Below are 19932 nucleotides of genomic sequence, written 5' to 3' on the forward strand. Positions count from 1 at the left end.
AATCGAGGTCGATGACCATGCGCAACACGAAGAAGGGGCTCGCGCCGCCCCCGTTCGATCCCGAACTCGCCGAAATCCTTCCTGCGTTCGCCGGGGCCGCCCCCATCAACATGACGGCCGATCAGATCGAAAAATATCGCGCCATTCCCATGCCTTCGATCGCTGAGCAGATCGGCAATCAGCCGGTCCAGTGCGTCGACTTCACCCTCCCCGGCTACCAAGGGGTCGACATCGCCGTCTCGGTGATCTCGCGGAAAGACCATGCCAAACCGGGCCCCGGCATCTATCACATCCACGGTGGCGGGATGGTCATGGCCAACCGTTTCGCAGGTGCCTCCGACCTGGTGGCGTGGGCGATGAAGTTCGACGCGGTGTGCGTCACGGTCGAATACCGACGGGCACCCGAGAACCCCGACCCGATCCCCGTCGAGGACTGCTACGCGGGACTCGTGTGGATGACCGCACACGCGGAGAAGCTGTTGATCAACCCGGAGCGGCTCATCGTCTTCGGAGGAAGCGCTGGGGGCGGCCTGTCCGCGGGCACTACCCTGTTGGCGCGCGACCGCAAGGGGCCGAAGCTGTTCGGACAACTCCTCCAGTGCCCCATGCTCGACGATCGGAACGAAACCGTCTCCTCGTACCAGATGCAGGGGATCGGCATCTGGGATCGCGTCAGCAACCTGACCGGCTGGACGGCCCTGCTCGGTAACCGGCGCGGAACGGACAACGTGTCAATCTATGCGGCACCCGCGCGCGCGACCGATCTGAGCGGCCTGCCTCCTACATTCATCGACGTGGCGTCGGCGGAGGTCTTCCGCGACGAGGCCGTTGCCTATGCGAGCGCGATCTGGGCGGCAGGCGGAGACGCGGAGCTCCACGTCTGGGGCGGCGCGTTTCACGGCTTCAACCAGATGGCGCCGAATGCCGCCATCTCCCGGGCCGCGAATGCGGCTCGCGAGGCATGGCTCGAACGGCTGCTGTCTCGGTAAAGGTTGTCTCCCATGCGCTCCCTTTCGTCTCAGCTGACGTTCCTCGCGGTTGGCGCGCTTCCATTCGCGGCCATCCTCATCGGAGGTTGGGTGGCCTACCTCCACGGTATCGCCCCGAGGGCCTTTGGCCCCAACGTGGTGGCGGCAGGGCTGGGACTCGCGCTCGTGGCCGGGCTCCTCCGGCTCTCGTGGGAGAGCGTGGTTCGCCAGGCACCCCTCATCGCGGCCGCAATCGGGGGCCTGCTGGCCACCACCCTGCTGTTCCCTGGGCTCGAAGGCGTACACCGCTGGATCGCCCTGGGGCCCTTACGTCTGAATGCCTCATCGGTGGTGATGCCGTGGTTCCTGATGGCGGTGGGAGGGCTCCTGATCCGAGCCCGCCCCGCCCTTGCCTGTGGCTGGGTTGCGGCAATCCAAGCGCTTCACGTCCTCCAGCCCGATTCGGGGCAGGCGACGGCGTTGGGCGTCAGTGCAGCGCTCCTTCTCTGGACCACGCCGTCCACGGGCACCCGGTGGCGCGTCGTCGCGAGCACCTTGGCATTGCTGGGAGCCGCAGCGGCTTGGATGAGGCCCGATCCCTTAGGAGCGATTCCCCACGTGGAGCGCATCCTTCACCTTGCGGCGAATGTTGGAGCACCCTGGCTCGTTGCCTCACTGCTGTCAGTGGGGGCCCTCCTAACTCCCGCCATTCACCATGCCGTGAGGTTGTTCTCCCGTCACAGCGAGGCGGCACCGCTGGCTGCTTCCCTGGCCGTGTATTTCGGGCTGACCTTCATCGTCACTGAGTTGGGCAACTTCCCGGTTCCTGTGCTGGGGGCTGGCGCAAGCCCCGTGCTGGGCTGGTATTACCTGTTTGGGTTGCTCCACCTCTCCGCTCGAGCGCCGCTGTCTCAATCCGAGGAGGGCCGCTGAGGAGCCCCCCGAATCCGCAGTGGCAGCATAAATATCTGCGTCGTTTTTTACTTTGATTTCCGCGTTCGACGCGATGGCGAGTTGTTCCGTCGAGGCCATTGAGAATGAGTGCCTGAAGCTTGCGTCCCAGCACACCGCGCTGCTTCGCCGTTTGGGCGACAACCCAGCCTGAACCGGCCTCACTTCGGGTACTTCTGGGGCAACCTTTTGGCCCGTTGCCTCGGTCAGCACACTCGCCTCTTCCAGCTTCGGATCCAAATCCGCTTGAGGGAACGCACCTCGCTGCTGCTGCGGCGCGAGGACTTCGACGCGTCGATCCTCACGCACCCACACTTCCTCGTACTGGTGCCCGAGTTGTCCGAGCAATTCTTGCGCCGCAGCGAGACTCTCACGGGCGAGCAGGTAATCGAGCTGACGGCGGAAAACTTGCTAGTATGCAAAGAGCTCTTCGGCGCTACAGACAATGCCTAATCTGGCGTCTATATATTTAGACGCGAATAGCGACACCGTAAGCCTTATAAAGTTCAGAAATAAGCTCACAGAGGTACTCGATAGCCTGATCCCAGTCGCCAATTGCATTGGCGGGCGGCTGCGTGGCTGCTCTACTGGCACGGAAATGTGCGATGCCATTTCGGACTTTATAAATTGATCCGCCGACCATTTCCACCAGCCCGGATGGTTCAGGCGCCTGGGTTTTACAGAAACCCAACCGAAGTCTCTCAATAAGTGGTGGATTGGATATTTCCCTGAGAAGCCTCTTAAGAGCAATATCTTCCTTAGGGCGCCAATCAAGATGTTTAGAGATTTGCTCCCCTAGGGTTGCGTGCGATGCAGTACCCAATCCCTTTCTTAAATCTTCCACATAGGGAACTTGGTAGAGTCGCTCAATGCAGCGGTAAAAGTCCAAGAACGCATGCGTCCAATGTGATGCGGTGATGGCCCTAAATAAAACATCAGAAGCTATATTACCACACTCTCCTTCTATGAGTTCGGATATTCGCGCCCTCGTCGAAGTAGAGTAAGGCAACGGAATGCTGGCGTCCTTGTCTAGTAAAAACACCCCATAGACCTTGTATATCAGGTTTTCAGGATCATCTCCCCTCGCAACCTGATCAACTTCAAAAACTTGTATCGGTGCAAAGTATGGAGCGACGGTTGCTGCTTCGTAAGCCCCTTCAACTCCGAAGAGGTTCTCCGCGATGCGAACTCCAATGTCGCTGCTGGTAATAACCTTGTGTGCGTCAAGAGACCAGAGGAGCGTCAAGAGCCCTGCATGAGGAGGATGAGACTTGATACCTTGAATGGAGATCGTGAGTTGACGTGATTCTGGCAGTACGACAAAAAGCCGAGCACTGTGCGATACAAGAGATGCCCACTTGCCAGGAAGGCACTCGCTGGAGTGCTCAACCTTGGCGTGCTTTAAAAAGTCTTTTTCCTCCTCGGAGGTCTTGACCCACCGTGGGGCTTTAATATTGGCAACATGATGGGCGACACCGGCGGCATCGACTAACGCGGCCAGTTTTGCAAAAATCTTGCTGTTGGCCTCCTTCATGTTTCTAGACATGGGACGGATTCACTACTGCACACGCCAGCAGGCAGTCATTGACTTTAGCCTTGGTCCCTCTTCAAGAAACAGCCTGAAGGCATCTGTAAAGAGTGTTCGCTCAAAATCTCCAATTTTGCTAGACGGCTTATCCAAGACTTCGTTCAGCGTTGCGAAGTCAAGAAAAGCGGAGAGTTCTTCTTCGTTAAGGGTGGATACATACTTACTCACCTTATTGCATTGATCGGAGATATTTTTAACAGCTGCCAGCTGTTCATCATGGCTGCGATTGGCGCCAGGGCGTCCATATATCTTCTGTGCAGCAGCTGCCATGAACCCAACGCAGGCGGGTTGGCTGTCGAAGAGACTGCGCCCTGCATTGAATCGCCTGAGACTCTTGGGAGTGCCGGGCATTTGACCAAAAGCACGGTCGAGCGCAATCATCTGCCTAAAAACTTCGATGAAATGCGGCAAGAAGTCACTGGTGGAGACTGCTTCAATCATATCCAGTCGCGAGAATTGATCTGCCAGCACGGACTCTTTGTCAACCTGTGCTTTTCTGAGACCAAAAGCTATATACATCTCTACAACGTCGTTCGCTTGATACTCGCCTGGATTAAAGCGACGGCTCTTGTTGTCAATACTGTAGATTTCAGGAGGTGTATTGTCAGATTCAAGCTCAGAGCGAATCTCTCTGATGAGCGAAGCATTTATGACTTCGATCTGCCGTCGGAGATTCCAAGGAACCTGCCCAGTGTTGAGGATTAGCATTCGATAAGTCAGGCTTGAGGTTTTGTCCGCAAGCCAGAGTTCGACACGGAGTTCACGGCCCTTGAGTTCTTTTTGATGATCAAGCAACACTGTAGTGCGCTGCATCCCATCTATGATTGAAACTGCAGATGGATCTAGCTTTGCCAGCATTTTTCTAAGTTTTGAACTGGTCCACGAGGGGACTTGCGTCAATCTCTTATGAGGCAGAAGAATCCCAACGACTACAGGAGGAAGCACTGCGCCTGCTCTAAGATCGCTGGCCATTCGATCGCGAATACGCACTGCGGAGCTAGTCTGGAGTGCTTCGCGCTGCCCTTCAATGCTTCCTCGTCTCTGGTAAGCTGGATTGGTCAACGAGAGGTAGTCCTCAGTGCTCATGCTGACCAGAGTCGAAAGACTTCCTACTCTTTCGTCGGGTATTATGTGCCGTATCTCTAAAGAATCTAGAGACGAGGATATATTCGCTGCAGCTCTAGTCCTGGACGTCGAGCGACTGGTTGAGGAAGAACGGGATGGTCCTTCTGCGGAACGTGACTTGAGGTTTGCTGTTTTGGACCGTGGCATGGTCGAATACTCGCTCGTTTTATATGGCGCTTGTCAAGAATTTTGTAGGCCAGACGAGGTGGTGCGATTTTGTTCTAGGCTTTGTGTGGCTTGAGTGCAAATCGAGAGTATGAGGGCGCGGTAGGCATTCGGTTAGTCTCTTCATCTAGTCTTTCAAGGGATCGACATAGCATGCCGACAAAGCATGCCGACAAATACGCTCTCGGCGATTTGAACCATGGTAAGAATAAGCTGAATCCCACCCTACTTATGTGCCGCAAGCAGCGCCCATATATGATGCCTAGGAAAAATGGTGCGCTTTTGAGGATGGCGAGTTGATGCACAGGGGCCAAGGCGGGCCGTTGACAGGTGCCGCTCGGGCTGTGCGTCAAGCTCTAGTACAGCACCGTCCCCTCCAGCCGCTCCTGCCGTCCAACGTATTGCGGATTTCTTGCGGTGATTCAATTCAATGGGATGCACCGATCCTCGCAAGCACTGCGCACGGCTGCCTCAATGACTTGGATTACTTGGCCCGCACTCTCGGTTGTGACAGGCACCGGGCCTTCTCCCGCCATGGCGGCAGCGAGTTGGCGGTAGAACTGCTCGTAGCTTCCGGGCGTCGTGGGAAGGGCTCCGCCGCAGCTCAGGCGTCCGTGCCGCTCCGCTGGCTCGGCGCCCCATCCCGCCATTCCCGGTCGCAGTCCCGCCTTGAGTTGCTCTTCCTGCGGGTCCAGCCCGTATTTCACGTAGGCGTCCGCTTCGCCTTGCAGCACGAACCGTGGCCAGGGATCATGCACCACCGAGCCTGAGTGCAGGATTACTCGCAGTTCGCCGTAGCGCAGCACCAGGTGGAACCAGTCCACTGCCCTTCCCTCGGGACGCTGCCGGCCTACGTCCGCCATGACCGACTCGGGCATTCCGAAGAGCTGCAGGGCCTGGTCCACCAGGTGCGGCCCCAGGTCCCAGAGCGTGCCTCCTCCGGGTCCCTCCTCTTCTTTCCACCGCTTCTTCACCTGCGGGCGGTAGCGGTCGAAGTGGCTCTCGAAGCTGTAGAGCTTCCCGAGCCTCCCCTGCTCCAGCAGTTGCCGCACCGTGAGGAAGTCTCCGTCCCAGCGCCGGTTGTGGAAGACCGCCAGGCAGCGGCCCTGCTCCTGCGCCAGCGCTCCCAGTCGGAACGCCTCCGCCGAATCCAGCGTGAAGGGCTTCTCCACCGCCACGTGCTTCCCCGCCCGCAGCGCCCGCTCCGCCAGCGGTCCGTGGCTGTCGTTCGGCGTGGCCACGATGATCAGATCCAGCGTCGGGTCCGCCAGCAGCGCATCCACAGAGAGCACTCGCACGCCTGGCCAGTCGCTTGCGACCGCCTCCGCGTTCCGCGTCGCCACCGCACTCAGCGTGAAGGCGGGCTCCACTGAGAGCAGGGGCGCTTGGAAAGTCGCTCCGGACAGGCCGTAGCCGATCAGGCCGACACGAAAGGCTTTTTCTCGGGCTCGCACCCCTCGAACCCTAGCGCGCCCAATCTCTCACCCCAAGCCCTCGCCTCCCTGCCTCCCAGGTAGCCAGACGCGCATTTCATCAAGGAAGTCGGGAACTTGAGAGGGCAGGCAGCCACGTGTTACGACCCCGACGGCAACTGTCGTCCAGGCTGAATTCCCATCTCCGGAGCCTGCCTCCCATGAGCGAGCAGAACGATTCCACGAGGACCGCGTCCTCTCCCTCTGTCTCCGTGCCTCCTCCCGGCACGGCCCCCGCGAAGCCCGCGACGGAGGTTCTCGCCCAGGGCATTGGCGCGATGCCGCCCGTCGTCACTCCCGAGGACGATGCCCGCGAGCGCATCGCTGTCATGGAGCGCGAGGCTCGCGCCCTCAGCACCTCCGACGCTCAGGCCGCCGCCCTCCTCTTCCATGAGATCGGTCTGCTCTGGGAAGAGGTCCTCAAGAACCCTCGCAACGCCGCCGTCGCCTTCCAGAACGCCTACAAGCTGGCGCCCAAGTTCCTCGTGAACATCCGCGCCGCCCGTCGCCTCTTCGCCGACGTCGGCAACTGGCAGATGGTCCTCCAGCTCCTCGAGGCCGAGCTCACCGGCACCGACGAGCCCCGCCAGAAGGCCGCTCTCCTCTTCGAGAAGGCCTCCATCCTCGACGAGCGGCTCTCCCGCGAGGAGGACGCCAAGGCCGCCTACCGCCAGAGCCTCGAGCTCAAGCCCACCGACGCCTCGCTGCTCACCCAGCTCGAGGCGCACTACGGCGCCCGCAACGACTTCGAGGCCCTCATCGAGGTGTACCGGCTGCTCGCCGCCTCGCTGGAGACTCCCTCCCTGCGCGCCCACTACCTCACCTCCGCCGGTCTGGTGATGGAAGAGCGCCTCAAGGCCCGCGATGGCGCCGCCGCCCTGTTCCGCGAGGCCTTCTCCCTCGACCGCTCGGACCTGCTGCTGCTCGCCGCCATGAAGCGCGTGGCCGAGCGCGAGGGCCGCACCGACGAGCTGCTCGCCGCCCTGGCCGCCGAGGCCCATGTGCTCGGCACCCAGGCCACCCCCGCCTACCTGCAGATCGCCAAGGTCTATGAGCGCCTCGGCCGCAAGGATGACGCCCTCGCCGCGCTGATGGCCGGCCGCCGCGTCACCCCCAACGAGCCGCTGGTGCTCTCCGAGCTCGCTGGCATCTACGAGACCCAGGGCCGGTACGAGGAGCTGGCCGACGTGCTCCTGGCGTGGGTGGGCTCCATCACCGACGAGAGCGAGCTGGTCGCCATCAACCTGCGCCTCGCCGCGCTCTACGAGGAGGACCTCAAGCGCGAGCAGGAAGCCATCTCCCGCTACCAAGCCATCCTCTCGCGCATCCCCGGCCACTCCGCCGCGCTCGCCGGCCTGGGCAAGCTCTACCACCGCCTGCAGCACTGGGACGGCCTCGTCTCCGTGTTCGACGCGGAGATCGCCGCCGCCGAGGAGCCCAAGCAGAAGGCCGCTCGCATGTACAAGGCGGCCGAGGTGCTCGAGGAGCGCCTGGGACGGCAGGAGGACGCCATCTCCCGCTACAACGTCTGCCTCCAGCTCCAGCCCGGCTACCTGCCCGCGCAGAAGGCCCTCTCGCGCCTCTACGAGCGCCAGGGCCGCTTCGCCGAGCTCGTCGCCATGTATGAGCAGGATCTGCTCCAGACGGCCGACCGCGATCAGCTCATCACCACGCTCAACAAGATGGCAGTCATCTACGAGGACCGCCTGAGCGATCTGGACCACGCCATCGAGTGCATGAAGCGCATCCTCGATCTGGCCTCGGACCACCTGCCCACCATCCGCAACCTCGCGCGCCTGTACGAGCGTGCCGGCCGCTACCGCGAGCTCATCGAGACCCAGGAGCTCGAGGCCTCGTTCGCCGGTGACACCAAGCAGGTGCTCTCGCTCTACCACCGCAACGCCGAGATCCTCGACGAGCACCTCAAGGATCGCGGCGGCTCCATCGCCGTGTACGAGCGCGTGCTGGCCCTGTCTCCCTCGTACCTGCCCGCCCTCAAGGCCCTGGGCCGCCTCTACGCCCAGGAGGGCCGCTGGGACGAGCTCATCAAGATGTACCGCGCCGAGGCGGAGATCTCCTCCTCCACCGAGCAGGCCTCCACCCTCCTCTTCAAGATCGCCGAGCTGTACGAGCACCGGCTCAAGAGCGAGGACGAGGCGGTGGCCTCCTACCAGGAGGCGCTCACGCTCGCGCCCAGCTACTTCCCCGCCCTGCGCGCCCTGGCCCGCATCTACCGCTCCCGCGGCAACTGGGAGAGCCTCATCGAGGTGCTGCGCGCCGAGGCCGCCAACCGCATCGACCCCGTCGAGCGCGCCAACGCCCTCTACCAGGCCGCCGCCATCTGGGAGGATCAGCTCCAGCGCCCGGAGATGGCCATCGAGGGCTACCAGGAGGTGCTCCGCATCACCCCGGGCCATGGCGCCTCGCTGCGCTCCCTGGAGCGGCTCTACACCACGCAGGAGAACACCAAGGAGCTGGTGGCCATCCTCGATCGCGAGACGCAGGTGGGGCAGACCCCCGGCGCCAAGATCGCCGCCTACCTCAAGCTCGCGCGGCTGTACCTGGATCGCTTCCAGGAGCCAACTCGCGCCGCCCAGTGCTGCGAGGCCGTGCTCCAGCTCGATCCCGGCCACTTCGCCGCGCTGAAGATGCTCGAGCGCATCCGCGCCGGGGACCGGCCGCGCCGCGCCGAGCTGCGCGCCCGGCTGGCCGAGCGGGTGACCGACGCGCGCCTGCGCACCGCCCTGCGCCTGTCGGCCGCCGGGGACCAGGACAAGGGCGCCGCCGAGCGCGCCCTGGACGAGTACCGACAGGCCTTCCAGGAGGACCCCTCCGACGTGCGCGTGGCGTTCGCCCTGGAGCGCGCCATGCGCCAGGCCAATGACTCCGCCGGCCTCGCGTGGCTCTACAGCCGCCGCCTGGAGGTGGCGAAGGAGCCCATCGAGCGCGTGGAGTTGATGCTGCGCGCCGCCGACCTCGCCGAGCACAAGCTGGCGGACCTGGATCGCGCCGGCCAGCTCTACCGCGCCGCCCTGGAGGCTCAGCCGCAGTGCCTGCCCGCCCTCATGGGCAGCCGCCGCGTGCAGCTCAAGCAGGGCCAGACCGCCGCCGCCCGCGCCACCCTGGAGGCCGAGGCTCGCGCGAGCCGCGATCCTCGCAGCGCCGTGGAGGCTTTCATCGCCGCCGCGCGGCTGGCCTCCAGCCGGATGAACGATCTGGACGGCGCCGCCGCCCTGTACCGCCAGGCGCTGGAGCGCGATCCGCTCAACGCCGCCGCCACCACGGGCCTGGAGGAGCTGCTCGCCCAGCGCGGCGGCACCTCGGATCTCGCCGCCCTGCACGAGCGTCGCGGTGAGGCTCGCATGGCCCAGCGCGACACCGTGGCCGCCGCCGCCGCCTTCGTCAGCGGAGCGAAGCTGTACGTCACCGCCCTCAATGATCGCGCCAAGGCCATGGCCCTGGTGGATCGCGCGCTCGTCGCGCAGCCGGGTCACCCGGATGCCCTCGAGGTGAAGGGCCGGCTCATGCTCGAGGCTCAGCAGTACGCCGATGCCGCCGCGGCGCTCGCCCAGCGCGTGCAACAGGGCGGCGATCCGCGCGTGCTGGCGCAGCACCACCTCACCCTGGGTGGCCTGTACCAGACGCACCTCAACGAGCCCAACCGGGCCGCGGCGCACTTGCAGACGGCGCTGGCCGCGATGCCGAAGAACCTCGAGGCGCTGGAGCGACTGGCCACCCTGCACGGGCAGGCGCGCAACTGGTCCGGCGCGGTGGACTGCCTCAAGCGCCTGCTGGAGCAGGATCTGCCCACGGCGGACCGGGCGCGTCACACGGTCGAGCTGGCGCGCATCCACGACGAGGGCCTGGGCGATACGCCGGGCGCCTCCGCGCTGTACCGCAAGGCGCTGGAGCTGAGCCCCGGTGAGTCGGCGCTGGTCGATCGCCTCGTCATCCTCTACGAGCGTGCCCACAACCTGCCCGAGCTGGCGCAGATGCTGGAGGCACAGGTGGGGGCGCTCTCGGCGGATCCGCAGCGGGCCCAGTCCGTGCGGATGCGGCTGGCCGAGCTCAACGCCAAGCAGCTGGAGCAGCCCGCGCGCGCCATCGCCGTCTACCGGCAAGTGCTGGAGAATGATCCGGCGAACCTCCAGGCCCGGGCCGCGCTGGCCGAGCTGTACACGCGCGACAGCGCCTCCACGCCGATGGCCATCGAGGAGCACCGGCAGTTGCTCAAGCTGGACCCCACGCGGGTGGACAGCCTGCATGCGCTCTTCAAGCTGTGGGAGGGCCTGAAGCAGCACGACAAGGCCTTCAGCGCGGCATCGGTGCTGCAGTTCCTGCGCTCGGCCAACGAGATCGAGATCGTCTACTACAACGAGGCGAAGGCCCGTCTGGCCCATGAGGCGCAGGAGCGTCTGGCCCTGGCCGATCTGGACAGCGCGCTGCTGCATCCGGGTGCCCGCGGGCCCCTGCTCGAGGTGCTGCGCTCCATCGGTGATCAGCTCGGGAAGATGTACCCGCCCCAGTTCGAGATGCTGGGCGTGGACCGCAAGGCCGACCGGCTCAAGCCGGACTCCGCCGTGTTCAAGGCCATCCGCTCCGTGGCGCAGGTGCTCGGGGTGGAGCAGTTCGAGGTCTACCAGGCCCGCCGTGGGCTGATGACGCTGGAGACCACCGAGCCGCTGTCGGTGTGCGTGGGCCAGGACGTGGTGCGCAAGTTCAACGCCCGCGAGCAGAAGTTCCTCATCGGCCGCGCCGTGCTGGGCCTGCTCAACAAGACGGCGGTGCTCTCCAAGCTCTCCCAGGGTGAGACGGCGGACCTGTTCGGCAACGCCATCCGCATCTTCTCCCCGCAGTTCTCGGCGCTGGGCCGCAAGAACGACGAGATGTCGAAGCAGGTGAAGAAGGTCTCCTCGAGCACGGCGCTCAAGGTGCTCAAGCCGCACGCGCTGGCCATCGGGGACGCGAAGAAGCTGGACGTGCAGTCGCTGGTGGAGTCGCTGTCGATGTCGGCGGACCGGGCTGGCCTGCTGATGTGCGGCGACGTCTCGGTGGGCCTCGGGTTGGTGCTACGCGAGGATCCGTCGATGGCCAACTCCAAGGTGGAGTCGGGGGATCCGGTGTTCCAGGCGCTCAAGGAGCGCAACGATCTGCGGGATCTGCTGGGCTTCGCCCTGTCGGACGACTTCTTCCGGCTGCGCCAGCGGCTCGGCCTCTCGCTCTGAGCCGCGCCGGCTACTCCTGACGAATCACCGCATCCGCGGGCAGTCCGCCGCGGATGCGCGCCGTCGCATCCTCCACGGGGCCCGACTCCGCGGACTCGATGGTCACCTTCACCCGGTAGTCCAACCCCGCGTCGAACACCGGGTACGAGCCGATCGCCACGTGCGGCATGTCCAGGGCCACCCGGTCCAGCACCGCCGCGATGGCGCCCTCTCCGAGCCGCAGGTAGAGGTTGCGCAGGTGGACGGGCGAGCCCTTGAGCCGCGCCAGCACCGTCTCCAGCTGGATCTTGAAGAGCTGTGGCACTCCGGGCAGCAGGAAGAGGTTGTCCACCGTGAGCGCCGGGAACCAGGTGCCTTCCTGGTAGAGGAGCTCCGCGCCCTCGGGCGCATCCGCGAGCCGCATGGCCTCCTCCGTCACATGGTCGTACTTCCTGCGGACGAGCTCCACCATCTCCGGCAGGCGGACGACGGGGCGCCCCATGGCGAGCGCCACCGCGCGCACGGTGACGTCATCGTGCGTGGGGCCGATGCCGCCGCTGGTGAAGACGTAGGCCGCCCGGGCTCGCGCTCGCGCCACCGCGTCGACGATGGCATCCACGTCGTCCAGGACGAACTCCATCGAGCGCAAGGGGATGCCTCGCTCCCGGAGACGGCGAATGAGGTGGGGCCCGTTGGCATCCACCACCTTCGCGGTCAGGACTTCGTTGCCGATGATGATCGCCGCTGCTCCGGTGCGCTCCATGGAGCACCGACTCTAACGCGCGCGCTTGCGTCCGAGCACCGTGTGAATCTCCGCCAGTGCCGCTTCCGTCACCGCTTCGACGGACTGCTCTCCGTCGATCCGGACGATGTGCTCCTGTGACTCGCGCCGACGGATGGCCTCCTCGTACTGCCGGGCGATCCGCCGCTGGAGCGCGTCCTCCTCGAACAGCTCCGCCGCCCCACCTCGCGCCGCCCTCCGCCTGGCCGCCACCGACGGCGACACATGCACGAACAGGGTGAGATCCGGCGACACCGCGTACCCGTTCGCCGCCTCCACCCACGCCATCGACAGCGAGGCGCCCTGGTAGGCCAGCGAGGACAGCACATACCGATCGCTCAGGACGATCTGCCCCGCCTCCAGCGCCGGCAGCACCTTCGCCTTCAGGTGGTCCGTCCGGTCCGCCGCGTACAGCAGCGCCAGCGTCTCCGAGGCCAAGGGCCCCGCCCCTCCCGGTAGCACCAGCCGCCCCGTCAGGGCCTGGCGGATCAACGTGCCAATCGGCCCGTCCGAGGGCTCGCGGGTCGTGAGCACCGTGTGCCCCTCCGCGCGCAGTGCCGCCGCGAGGCGCTCGGCCTGCGTCGTGGTGCCCGCCCCGTCCAGCCCCTCCAGGACGATGAAACGCCCGCGCCCCGGCTTCCGACGGAGGGCGCTCACCGGGGCAGCAACGCCGACGGGTTGTCCAACTTCAACTGGCGCCGCAGCTCCAGCAGATCACCGTAGCGCTTCAGCTCCTCGGTCAGCGCCCGGCGGCCCTTGCGGTAGTGAACCAGGGCGTAGACCACCAGCCCCAGCGACACCCCCGAGGCCGCGAAGGCCAGCACTGGCACCCGGAGCGAGTCCCAGAACAGCTTGGCCGCCGCTCCCGCCATGATCAGGGCGATGAGGAAGGACACGCCCGTATGGGCGAAGTGCAGCACGCTCTGCCGCGTAGCCAGGCTCTCCTGGAGGAGATCCAGCTGGGACCGCAACTGCTCAGGGTTTTCAGCGCTCACGGGGCCGGGGACATAGCGCAGCCCCGGCCCGCCGTCGAGTCACTGCCGCCCCGAGCCCTCATCCCAGGGCCGACAGGGCGGCGCGCACGGCCCCCAGTTCCGCCGGCAGTTCCACCGGGGGATTGGCCCGCAGGCTCTCCACATCCGCCAGGCTCGAGCGGTGGTAGCCCACCTTGAAGTCCGCGAACTTCAACCCGTGCGCCGTGGACACCACCACCACGCGCGCCCCCGGGGCGATGACCTTCTGGGCCGCCAGCTTCTCCACCGCCGCCAGCGCCACGCCCGTGTGGGGACAGGTGAAGGTCCCCTCGCGGTCCGCCCGGGCCGCCGCGTTGGCCAGCTCGGACTCGGTGGCTTCCTCCACCACGCCGTCGAAGGCCTTCAGCGCCCGCACCGCGCGCCGGAACGAGACGGGGTTGCCGATCTGGATGGCCGAGGCCAGCGTGCTCTCCGCCTTCATCGGCACCAGCTCGCTGAAGCCTCCACGGAAGGCGCGGAACAGCGGGTTGGCCCGCTGCGCCTGCGCCACCGCCAGCCGAGGCAGCCGGGAGATCAGCCCCATCGCCTGCAGCATCTGGAAGCCCTTGGCCAGCGCGCTCGCGTTGCCCAGGTTGCCTCCGGGGATGACCACCCAGTCCGGCACCTCCCAGCCCAGATCCTGGCACAGCTCCAGGGCCACCACCTTCTGCCCCTCGATGCGCAGCGAGTTCATCGAGTTGGCCAGGTACAGCTCCCGGTCCTCCGTCACCTGCTGCACCAGCCGCATGCAGCCGTCGAAGTCCGTGTCCAGCGACAGCACCTTCGCCCCGTTGGCGATGGGCTGGACGAGCTGCGCCAGCGACACCTTGTCCTTGGGCAGGAACACCACCGAGGGGATGCCCGCCGCCGCGCAGTAGGCCGCCAGCGCCGCCGAGGTGTCTCCCGTGGAGGCGCACGCCACCGCCCGGATGGGCACTCCGCGCGCCCTCAGGTGCTTCACCGCGGACACGAGCACCGTCATGCCCCAGTCCTTGAAGCTCCCCGTCGGCGAGACGCCGCACTCCTTGAGCTCCAGGCTCGCCAGCCCCAGGCCGGCCGCCATGCGCGGCAGCGGCTTGAGCGGCACCCGCCCCTCGCCCAGAGAGACGATGTCCCCCACGGGCAGCTCCGGGCACACCCACTCGTGCTTGCCCCAGACGCCCGAGGCGTGCGGCAGCCGCGCGCTCCCGAAGCGAGACTCGAAGCGGCGCTTCCACTCGGCGGCTGGCACGGTGCGCAGCGCCTCGAGATCGTGCGCCACCTCCAGCAGCGAGCCGCAGCGCGGGCAACGGTAGATGACCTCCCACAGCGAGGAGCGGAAGCCGCACCCCTCGCTGCAGGCGAACTCCGCTCGGAAACCAGGACCGGGCGCGCTCACTCCTGCACCACCACGCGCGTGCCACAGACCGAGCAGATCTTGTTCGGACGGGTGGGCGTGCGGCACTTGTGGCACGGGATCCACGGCGCGTCCCCATCCACGGCCCCCGGCGTCGCGGCGGCCTGGGTGACGCGGAGCTTGGGCAGGCGCATGCCGCAGCGATCACACACCAGGCCCTCGGCCTGGACGTTGCGGCAGTAGCGGCAGACAACCGCCCCGCTGGGCGCCGCGGTGCGCACCCCGTCATCCGCCGCGCGACCGGTATCCAGCTCGGGCACGGCCTCGACGCTGACCTTGTCGATCGGCGCCGCGCGCGTGGCCTCCAGATCCTGCACCGCCTGGGCTGGCAGATCGGGCCCGGCCTTCTGGCGGGTGTGGTCCAGCTCGGGCAGCGCCTGCGTCTCCACGGGCGCGCGGCCTCCGGCGTGGTGGGTCTGCTCCAACTCAGGAAGCGTCACGACGGGCACGGCGACGGCCTGGGGCGCCTGGAGCTTCTTGCCGCAGTTGTCGCACTCGGTTCCCTGCGCCTGTTGGTGTTCGCACACCGGGCAGATGATCATGGGGCGCACGTTAACGGGCAGCGGCGTGCCAGGGCAACGCGGGCGTCATTTCACTGAGGGTGCCGAGCCTCGCCCGTCATGGGCACGAAGCGCACGGGCAACAGGCGCTCGACCTGGGGAATCCCCCCGTTCCGAACCCGGGTGATGCGCAGCAGCTCCTGCGCGCCCCGCTCTGGCCCCACGGGGATGACCATGCGCCCGCCCGGCTCGAGCTGCCCCAGGAGCCGAGGAGGCACCGTCTCCGGGGCCGCCGTACCAATGACCGCATCGAAGGGCGCCGCCTCCGGCCAGCCGAGCGTGCCGTCCCCGAAGCGCAGATACACGTTCTGGAAGCCCAACCGTCGCATCAGCCTCCTCGACGAGCGGGCGAGCGAGGGGACGATCTCCACGGAGTACACCTCACGACACAGCTGGGCCAGCACCGCCGTCTGGTAGCCAGAGCCGGTGCCGATCTCCAGCACGCGCTCATGCCCCTTGAGCTGGAGCGCCTGGGACATGAGGGCGACGATATAGGGCTGGCTGATGGTCTGCCCGTGGCCGATGGGCAGCGGCGAGTCCTGCGTGGCGGCCGCCCGCGAGTGCTCCGGGACGAAGTCCGCGCGGTCCAGGCGGGCGATCGCGTCGAGCACCCGTCGGTCCCGAATCCCCTGCCGCTCCAGGAACTCCGCCAGCGCCACATCACCCATGGCCGTCCTCCCTATATAAGGATAGGCACCGCCAGAACCGACCCATGTAGGCAAGGCACCGCGACTATCCGACCTTCGCGAGTGCCAGCCTCCCCTCCCAGCGCTCCTCCAGCGCCTTCACCAGCCCCTGGTGCTCGGGGGCTCGCAGGAAGGGATCCCTCTCGAGGATCCGCCGGGCCTCGGCCTGGGCCAGGGAGAGCAGATCCCCATCCCGGGCGAGGTTGGCGACGGCCAGCTCGGGCAAGCCGCTCTGCCGCGTGCCGAGGAACTCGCCGGGCCCGCGAATCTCCAGGTCCTTCTCGGCGATGACGAAGCCGTCATTGCTGTGCTCCATGACGGCGAGCCGCTCGGTGGACTCCCAGGAGCGGGCGAGGCTGGCCACCAGGTAGCAGTGGCTCACGGCCGCGCCACGCCCCACCCGGCCACGCAGCTGGTGCAATTGGGACAGGCCGAAGCGCTCGGCTGCCTCGATGAGCATGACGGAGGCGTTGGGCACGTCCACGCCCACCTCCACCACGGTGGTACACACGAGGATGTGGATCCGCTTCTGGCGGAAGTCCTCCATCACCGCGTCCTTCTCCTCGGGCTTCATCCGCCCGTGGAGCAACCCCACGCGTGCCTGCGGAAACACCAGCTGCACCTTCTCCGCGCCCCGGGTGGCGTCCTCCAGGTCCAGCTTCTCGGACTCCTCCACCAGCGGATAGACGATGTAGGCCTGGTGGCCCTTGGCGATCTCGGCGGCCACGCCCTCGTAGACGCGGGCGCGCTGCTGCTCGTTGAAGACGCGGGTGGTGACGGGCGTGCGGCCCGGGGGCAGCTCGTCGATGACGGAGACATCCAGGTCCCCGTACATCGTCATCGCCAGGGTACGGGGAATGGGCGTGGCGGTCATCACCAGCACATCGGGCTTGAGGCCCTTGCTCATCAGCGAGTGGCGCTGGAGCACGCCGAAGCGGTGCTGCTCGTCGATGACGACGAAGCCCAGCCGCTCGAAGGCCACATCTCCCTCGATGAGGGCGTGGGTGCCCACGGCGAGGCGGATGTCTCCCCGGGCGACGGCCTCGCGCAGCTCGCGCTTCTGCTTGGCGGTGCCGGCGGCGCTGATCAGCCCCACGCGGAAGCCCAGCGGCTCCAGGAGGCGGCGGAAGGTGCGCTCGTGCTGCTCGGCGAGGATCTCCGTGGGGGCCATGACGGCCACTTGGTAGCCGTCCTGCAGCGCGAGCAGCGCGGACACCAGGGCCACGGCCGTCTTGCCGGAGCCCACGTCGCCCTGAACCAGGCGGTTCATGGGCTCGGGGCGCGCCATGTCCTGGGCGATCTCTTCAATGACTCGGCGCTGCGCCCCCGTGAGCATGAACGGCAGGGCGCTCCGGGCGCGCTCCATGCGAGGCGCGGAGACATCGAAGGCGATGCCGCGCTCCGTCTTGACGCCCTGGCGCTTGAGGCCCACGCCGAGCTGGAGGAAGAACAGCTCATCGAAGGCCAGCCGCAGGTGCGAGGGGCTGCGGTGGGCGTCGAGCCGCTCCAGGTCCGCGTCGTCCGGCGGGAAGTGGATGTGACGCAGGGCCTCCGGCAGCGTCATCAGATTGAGCTTCTGGCGCAGGGCCTCGGGCAGGGGCTCCTCGAGGTGCTGGGCGTAGCTGTCGGCGACACGGGAGGCCAGCTCGCGGTAGGAGCGCTGATCCCCCCGCTCCAGGCCCGGGTAGATGGGGACGATGCGGTTGAAGTGGATGGAGGAGGACTCGAGATCCTCGGCGGGCTCGATCTCGGGGTGGGCGATCTCCCGGCCGGAGGTGGAGGCGCGCACCTCGCCGGAGAGCACCAGCCGCTTGCCCACGGTGAAGCGGCCCTTGAGCCACGGGCCGGCGTGGAAGTAGGTGGCGGCGATGGAGCCCGAGCGGTCGGCGACGACGGCCCGGAAGTAGCGCTTGCCGTTGCGCCCTGCCACGTAGTCGGCGCTCCGGACGACGCCCACGGTGACGCCGCGCTGGCCCGGATCCAGCTCGGCGATGGTCATCAGCTGACGCCGGTCCTCGTAGCAGCGCGGCAGGAGGAAGAGGATGTCGCCCACGCGCCGCAGGCCCTTCTTGTTTAGGGTGGCCAGGAGCCGCGGCCCCAGCCGCTTGCCCAAGGTCTTCAGCGCGATGGACAGCGGGCCCGAGCGAGGGGCGATGGAGAGCAGCTTCGCCTCGGAGCGGGACTCCTCGGAGCCAGGGGCGCGCTTGCGCTTCTTCGGGGCGGCGGCCTTCTTCGCGGCGGCGGGAGCGGCGCGAGCAGGAGCCGGCTGAGCCGGAGGAGGCGTCAGTACCAGCGGCTCACACGGAGGAGGCACCGGCTCCGAGGCCTTCCAGGCAGGAACAGAAGCCACGGCACGCACAGCAGCCACGGTAGGCACACCGCCAGAGCCCCCCTCGGCGGGAGCACTCCGGGCCACCTGCTCCAGCTCCACGGGGAGCGCCAACCCGCTGAGCTTGAGCGCGCCCACGACACTCCGCAGCGCGGCCTTGCGTCGCTCGGGAGTAGGATGGTCCACATGCGGCAGGGCGGCGCGCAGCTGCGACAGCGCACGCACATCCACCCCACTGGCCCCCGCGAGCGCCCGCTCCACCACCGTGCGCAAATCCTTCACGGTGGACAGGTGGGCGAAGTCGCGCTGGCACGCGTAACGAAGCGGTCCGACGAGGCTGGCGAGGGGGTGGCTCACAGGCGGGTCCGAGCGCTCATCCTAAAGAGTGGGGATGACGTCCCGCACCAAATGAAAACGGGGGAGCGAGCCAAGGCCCACTCCCCCGGCTGCCGCTCCAGCGGCGAGGCCTCACGAGGCGGGCGGCGCCTCTTCATCCGGAGGATCCTCGAAGCGGACCTCCTCGATCTCGTACTCGCGCTCGCCTCCGGGGCTGCGCACGAGGGCGGTGTCGCCCACCTTCTTGCCGATGAGGGCGCGGGCCACGGGCGAGGTGACGGCCAGCCAGCGCTTTTTGATGTCGGCCTCCAGCTCGCCGACGATCCGGTAGGTGACGGCCTTGTCGGTCTCGGCGTCCTTGAGGACGACGGTGGCGCCGAAGACGACCGCGTCGCCCTTGAGCTTGCTGGTGTCGATCACCTCGGCGCGGGCGATCCAGTCATTGATGTCGAGGATGCGGCCCTCGATGTGGGACTGCTTCTCCTTGGCCGCGTGATACTCGGCGTTCTCGCGCAGGTCCCCGTGCGCGCGTGCCACCTCGATCTCCCGGGAGATCTTCAGCCGCTCGACGGTCTGGAGGTGCTTGAGCTCCTCCTTGAGCTTCCGGAGACCGTGAGGGGTCATCGGGATGTTGCCGCCACTCATTGCTACCGCTCCTTCCACCACCGAGACGAGTGCTCGCCTGCCCGCCCGCCACCACAGGCGGAAGGGCAACCACACAGAAAGTTTGGAATGTAGAGAACGTTTGACAACCGAGCAAACGAAAGCGGCAGGCCCTGTGCGGCTGGGCCTTGGGTGTCTGGCAGGCAACCCATTAGGCTGGCCGCCATGCTGCTGGTCCGTGAGGTCCGAACGCTGGCGGGGAACCTGACGAACGAAGACTTTCGTCGGCAGGTGGGCCCCTTCGTCCTCGTGCGGCGGCCGCCGGACCCCGTGGTGGCGAAGATGGCGATGCGGCTGGGGGCCCAGCGCACCAAGGTGGCGCGCACCTCGGCCGACTCCAAGATTCTGATGGCGGAGCTGCTCCAGCAGTTCGATGATCTGGGCGTGGCCACCCTCCCCCCCATCCACGGCAGCGAGGAGCTGACGGTCGGGCGACTGCCCGACAACGATCTCGTGGTGGATGACCCCTCCGTGTCCAAGCGCCACGCGATGCTGCGGTGGGACAACGTGGCGCGCCGGTGCGTGGTGTCGGACCTGGGCTCGCGCAACGGAACGACGATCAACGCCGACTACGTACGCGATCCGAACACGATGGTGAGCGACGGGGACGTGCTGAGCTTCGGGGACGCGGAGTTCTGCTTCCTGGAGACCTCCAGCCTCCTGGCCATGCTGCGCACCCACCAGCCCCTCTGAGA

General features: G+C 66.6%; 16 protein-coding genes. 5 read left to right on the forward strand and 11 right to left on the reverse strand.

Going from position 1 to position 19932, the window contains the following annotated elements:
* Positions 1-17 precede the first annotated feature (17 nt).
* The 3 genes from SYV04_RS35165 (at position 18) to SYV04_RS35175 (ending at position 2372) form a co-directional block, all read left to right on the forward strand.
* A complete protein-coding gene (locus SYV04_RS35165; RefSeq protein WP_321550385.1) occupies positions 18-989 on the forward strand; it encodes an alpha/beta hydrolase in 972 nt (323 codons plus the stop codon).
* A 90-nt stretch (positions 990-1079) separates the two neighbouring features.
* The gene (locus tag SYV04_RS35170; RefSeq protein ID WP_321550386.1) at positions 1080-1901 is read left to right on the forward strand and encodes an FtsW/RodA/SpoVE family cell cycle protein; all 822 of its coding nucleotides are present in this window, start codon (positions 1080-1082) and stop codon (positions 1899-1901) included.
* A 264-nt stretch (positions 1902-2165) separates the two neighbouring features.
* A complete protein-coding gene (locus SYV04_RS35175) occupies positions 2166-2372 on the forward strand; it encodes a hypothetical protein (RefSeq protein WP_321550387.1) in 207 nt (68 codons plus the stop codon).
* Positions 2373-2388: 16 nt separating this feature from the next.
* Here the strand turns inward: SYV04_RS35175 and SYV04_RS35180 are convergent, their stop codons facing one another.
* The 3 genes from SYV04_RS35180 to SYV04_RS35190 all read right to left on the reverse strand — a co-directional run bounded on the left by SYV04_RS35180 (position 2389) and on the right by SYV04_RS35190 (position 6251).
* Entirely contained in the window at positions 2389-3453 is a 1065-nt protein-coding gene (locus SYV04_RS35180) for a hypothetical protein (protein ID WP_321550388.1), read from the reverse strand.
* Between the two features lie 24 nt (positions 3454-3477).
* A complete protein-coding gene (locus SYV04_RS35185) occupies positions 3478-4593 on the reverse strand; it encodes a hypothetical protein (protein WP_321550389.1) in 1116 nt (371 codons plus the stop codon).
* Between the two features lie 626 nt (positions 4594-5219).
* Positions 5220-6251, reverse strand: a complete 1032-nt coding sequence (locus tag SYV04_RS35190; protein ID WP_321550390.1) for an oxidoreductase — start codon at positions 6249-6251, stop codon at positions 5220-5222.
* 179 nt (positions 6252-6430) lie between these two features.
* Here SYV04_RS35190 and SYV04_RS35195 point away from each other — a divergent pair, with 179 nt between their 5' ends.
* Positions 6431-11494, forward strand: a complete 5064-nt coding sequence (locus SYV04_RS35195) for a tetratricopeptide repeat protein (protein ID WP_321550391.1) — start codon at positions 6431-6433, stop codon at positions 11492-11494.
* A gap of 10 nt (positions 11495-11504) precedes the next feature.
* Here SYV04_RS35195 and SYV04_RS35200 read toward each other — a convergent pair whose 3' ends face one another.
* The 8 genes from SYV04_RS35200 to greA all read right to left on the reverse strand — a co-directional run bounded on the left by SYV04_RS35200 (position 11505) and on the right by greA (position 19219).
* Positions 11505-12236, reverse strand: coding sequence for a competence/damage-inducible protein A (locus tag SYV04_RS35200; protein WP_321550392.1), 732 nt, complete (start codon positions 12234-12236; stop codon positions 11505-11507).
* A 12-nt stretch (positions 12237-12248) separates the two neighbouring features.
* Positions 12249-12911: a dTMP kinase gene (gene tmk / locus SYV04_RS35205; RefSeq protein WP_321550393.1), complete on the reverse strand. Its 663-nt coding sequence runs from the start codon at positions 12909-12911 to the stop codon at positions 12249-12251.
* The gene (locus tag SYV04_RS35210) at positions 12908-13225 is read right to left on the reverse strand and encodes a hypothetical protein (RefSeq protein ID WP_321550394.1); all 318 of its coding nucleotides are present in this window, start codon (positions 13223-13225) and stop codon (positions 12908-12910) included. The genes tmk and SYV04_RS35210 overlap by 4 nt, the downstream gene beginning before the upstream one ends.
* A gap of 82 nt (positions 13226-13307) precedes the next feature.
* Entirely contained in the window at positions 13308-14645 is a 1338-nt protein-coding gene (gene thrC / locus SYV04_RS35215) for a threonine synthase (RefSeq protein ID WP_321550395.1), read from the reverse strand.
* Positions 14642-15205, reverse strand: coding sequence for a hypothetical protein (locus SYV04_RS35220; protein ID WP_321550396.1), 564 nt, complete (start codon positions 15203-15205; stop codon positions 14642-14644). The genes thrC and SYV04_RS35220 overlap by 4 nt, the downstream gene beginning before the upstream one ends.
* 50 nt (positions 15206-15255) lie before the next feature.
* Positions 15256-15891: a protein-L-isoaspartate(D-aspartate) O-methyltransferase gene (locus tag SYV04_RS35225; protein WP_321550397.1), complete on the reverse strand. Its 636-nt coding sequence runs from the start codon at positions 15889-15891 to the stop codon at positions 15256-15258.
* Between the two features lie 64 nt (positions 15892-15955).
* Positions 15956-18595, reverse strand: a complete 2640-nt coding sequence (gene recG, locus SYV04_RS35230; RefSeq protein WP_321550398.1) for an ATP-dependent DNA helicase RecG — start codon at positions 18593-18595, stop codon at positions 15956-15958.
* Positions 18596-18706: 111 nt separating this feature from the next.
* Entirely contained in the window at positions 18707-19219 is a 513-nt protein-coding gene (greA, locus tag SYV04_RS35235) for a transcription elongation factor GreA (RefSeq protein WP_321550399.1), read from the reverse strand.
* Positions 19220-19402: 183 nt separating this feature from the next.
* On the opposite strand from greA, the gene SYV04_RS35240 reads away from it, so the two are divergent.
* Complete coding sequence (locus tag SYV04_RS35240) at positions 19403-19930, forward strand: FHA domain-containing protein (protein ID WP_321550400.1); 528 nt, start codon at positions 19403-19405, stop codon at positions 19928-19930.
* Positions 19931-19932 lie beyond the last annotated feature (2 nt).

The sequence above is a fragment of the Hyalangium ruber genome, assembly GCF_034259325.1.
Classification (GTDB): Bacteria; Myxococcota; Myxococcia; order Myxococcales; family Myxococcaceae; genus Hyalangium_A; species Hyalangium_A rubrum.

Excerpts from the sequence above, each read along its gene's own strand:
- SYV04_RS35165 (WP_321550385.1), top strand. The coding sequence starts at position 18 with ATGCGCAACACGAAGAAGGGGCTCGCGCCGCCCCCGTTCGATCCCGAA.
- SYV04_RS35180 (WP_321550388.1), bottom strand. The coding sequence starts at position 3,453 with ATGAAGGAGGCCAACAGCAAGATTTTTGCAAAACTGGCCGCGTTAGTC.
- SYV04_RS35185 (WP_321550389.1), bottom strand. The coding sequence starts at position 4,593 with ATGAGCACTGAGGACTACCTCTCGTTGACCAATCCAGCTTACCAGAGA.
- SYV04_RS35195 (WP_321550391.1), top strand. The coding sequence starts at position 6,431 with ATGAGCGAGCAGAACGATTCCACGAGGACCGCGTCCTCTCCCTCTGTC.
- SYV04_RS35200 (WP_321550392.1), bottom strand. The coding sequence starts at position 12,236 with ATGGAGCGCACCGGAGCAGCGGCGATCATCATCGGCAACGAAGTCCTG.
- SYV04_RS35220 (WP_321550396.1), bottom strand. The coding sequence starts at position 15,205 with ATGATCATCTGCCCGGTGTGCGAACACCAACAGGCGCAGGGAACCGAG.
- SYV04_RS35225 (WP_321550397.1), bottom strand. The coding sequence starts at position 15,891 with ATGGGTGATGTGGCGCTGGCGGAGTTCCTGGAGCGGCAGGGGATTCGG.
- greA (WP_321550399.1), bottom strand. The coding sequence starts at position 19,219 with ATGAGTGGCGGCAACATCCCGATGACCCCTCACGGTCTCCGGAAGCTC.
- SYV04_RS35240 (WP_321550400.1), top strand. The coding sequence starts at position 19,403 with ATGCTGCTGGTCCGTGAGGTCCGAACGCTGGCGGGGAACCTGACGAAC.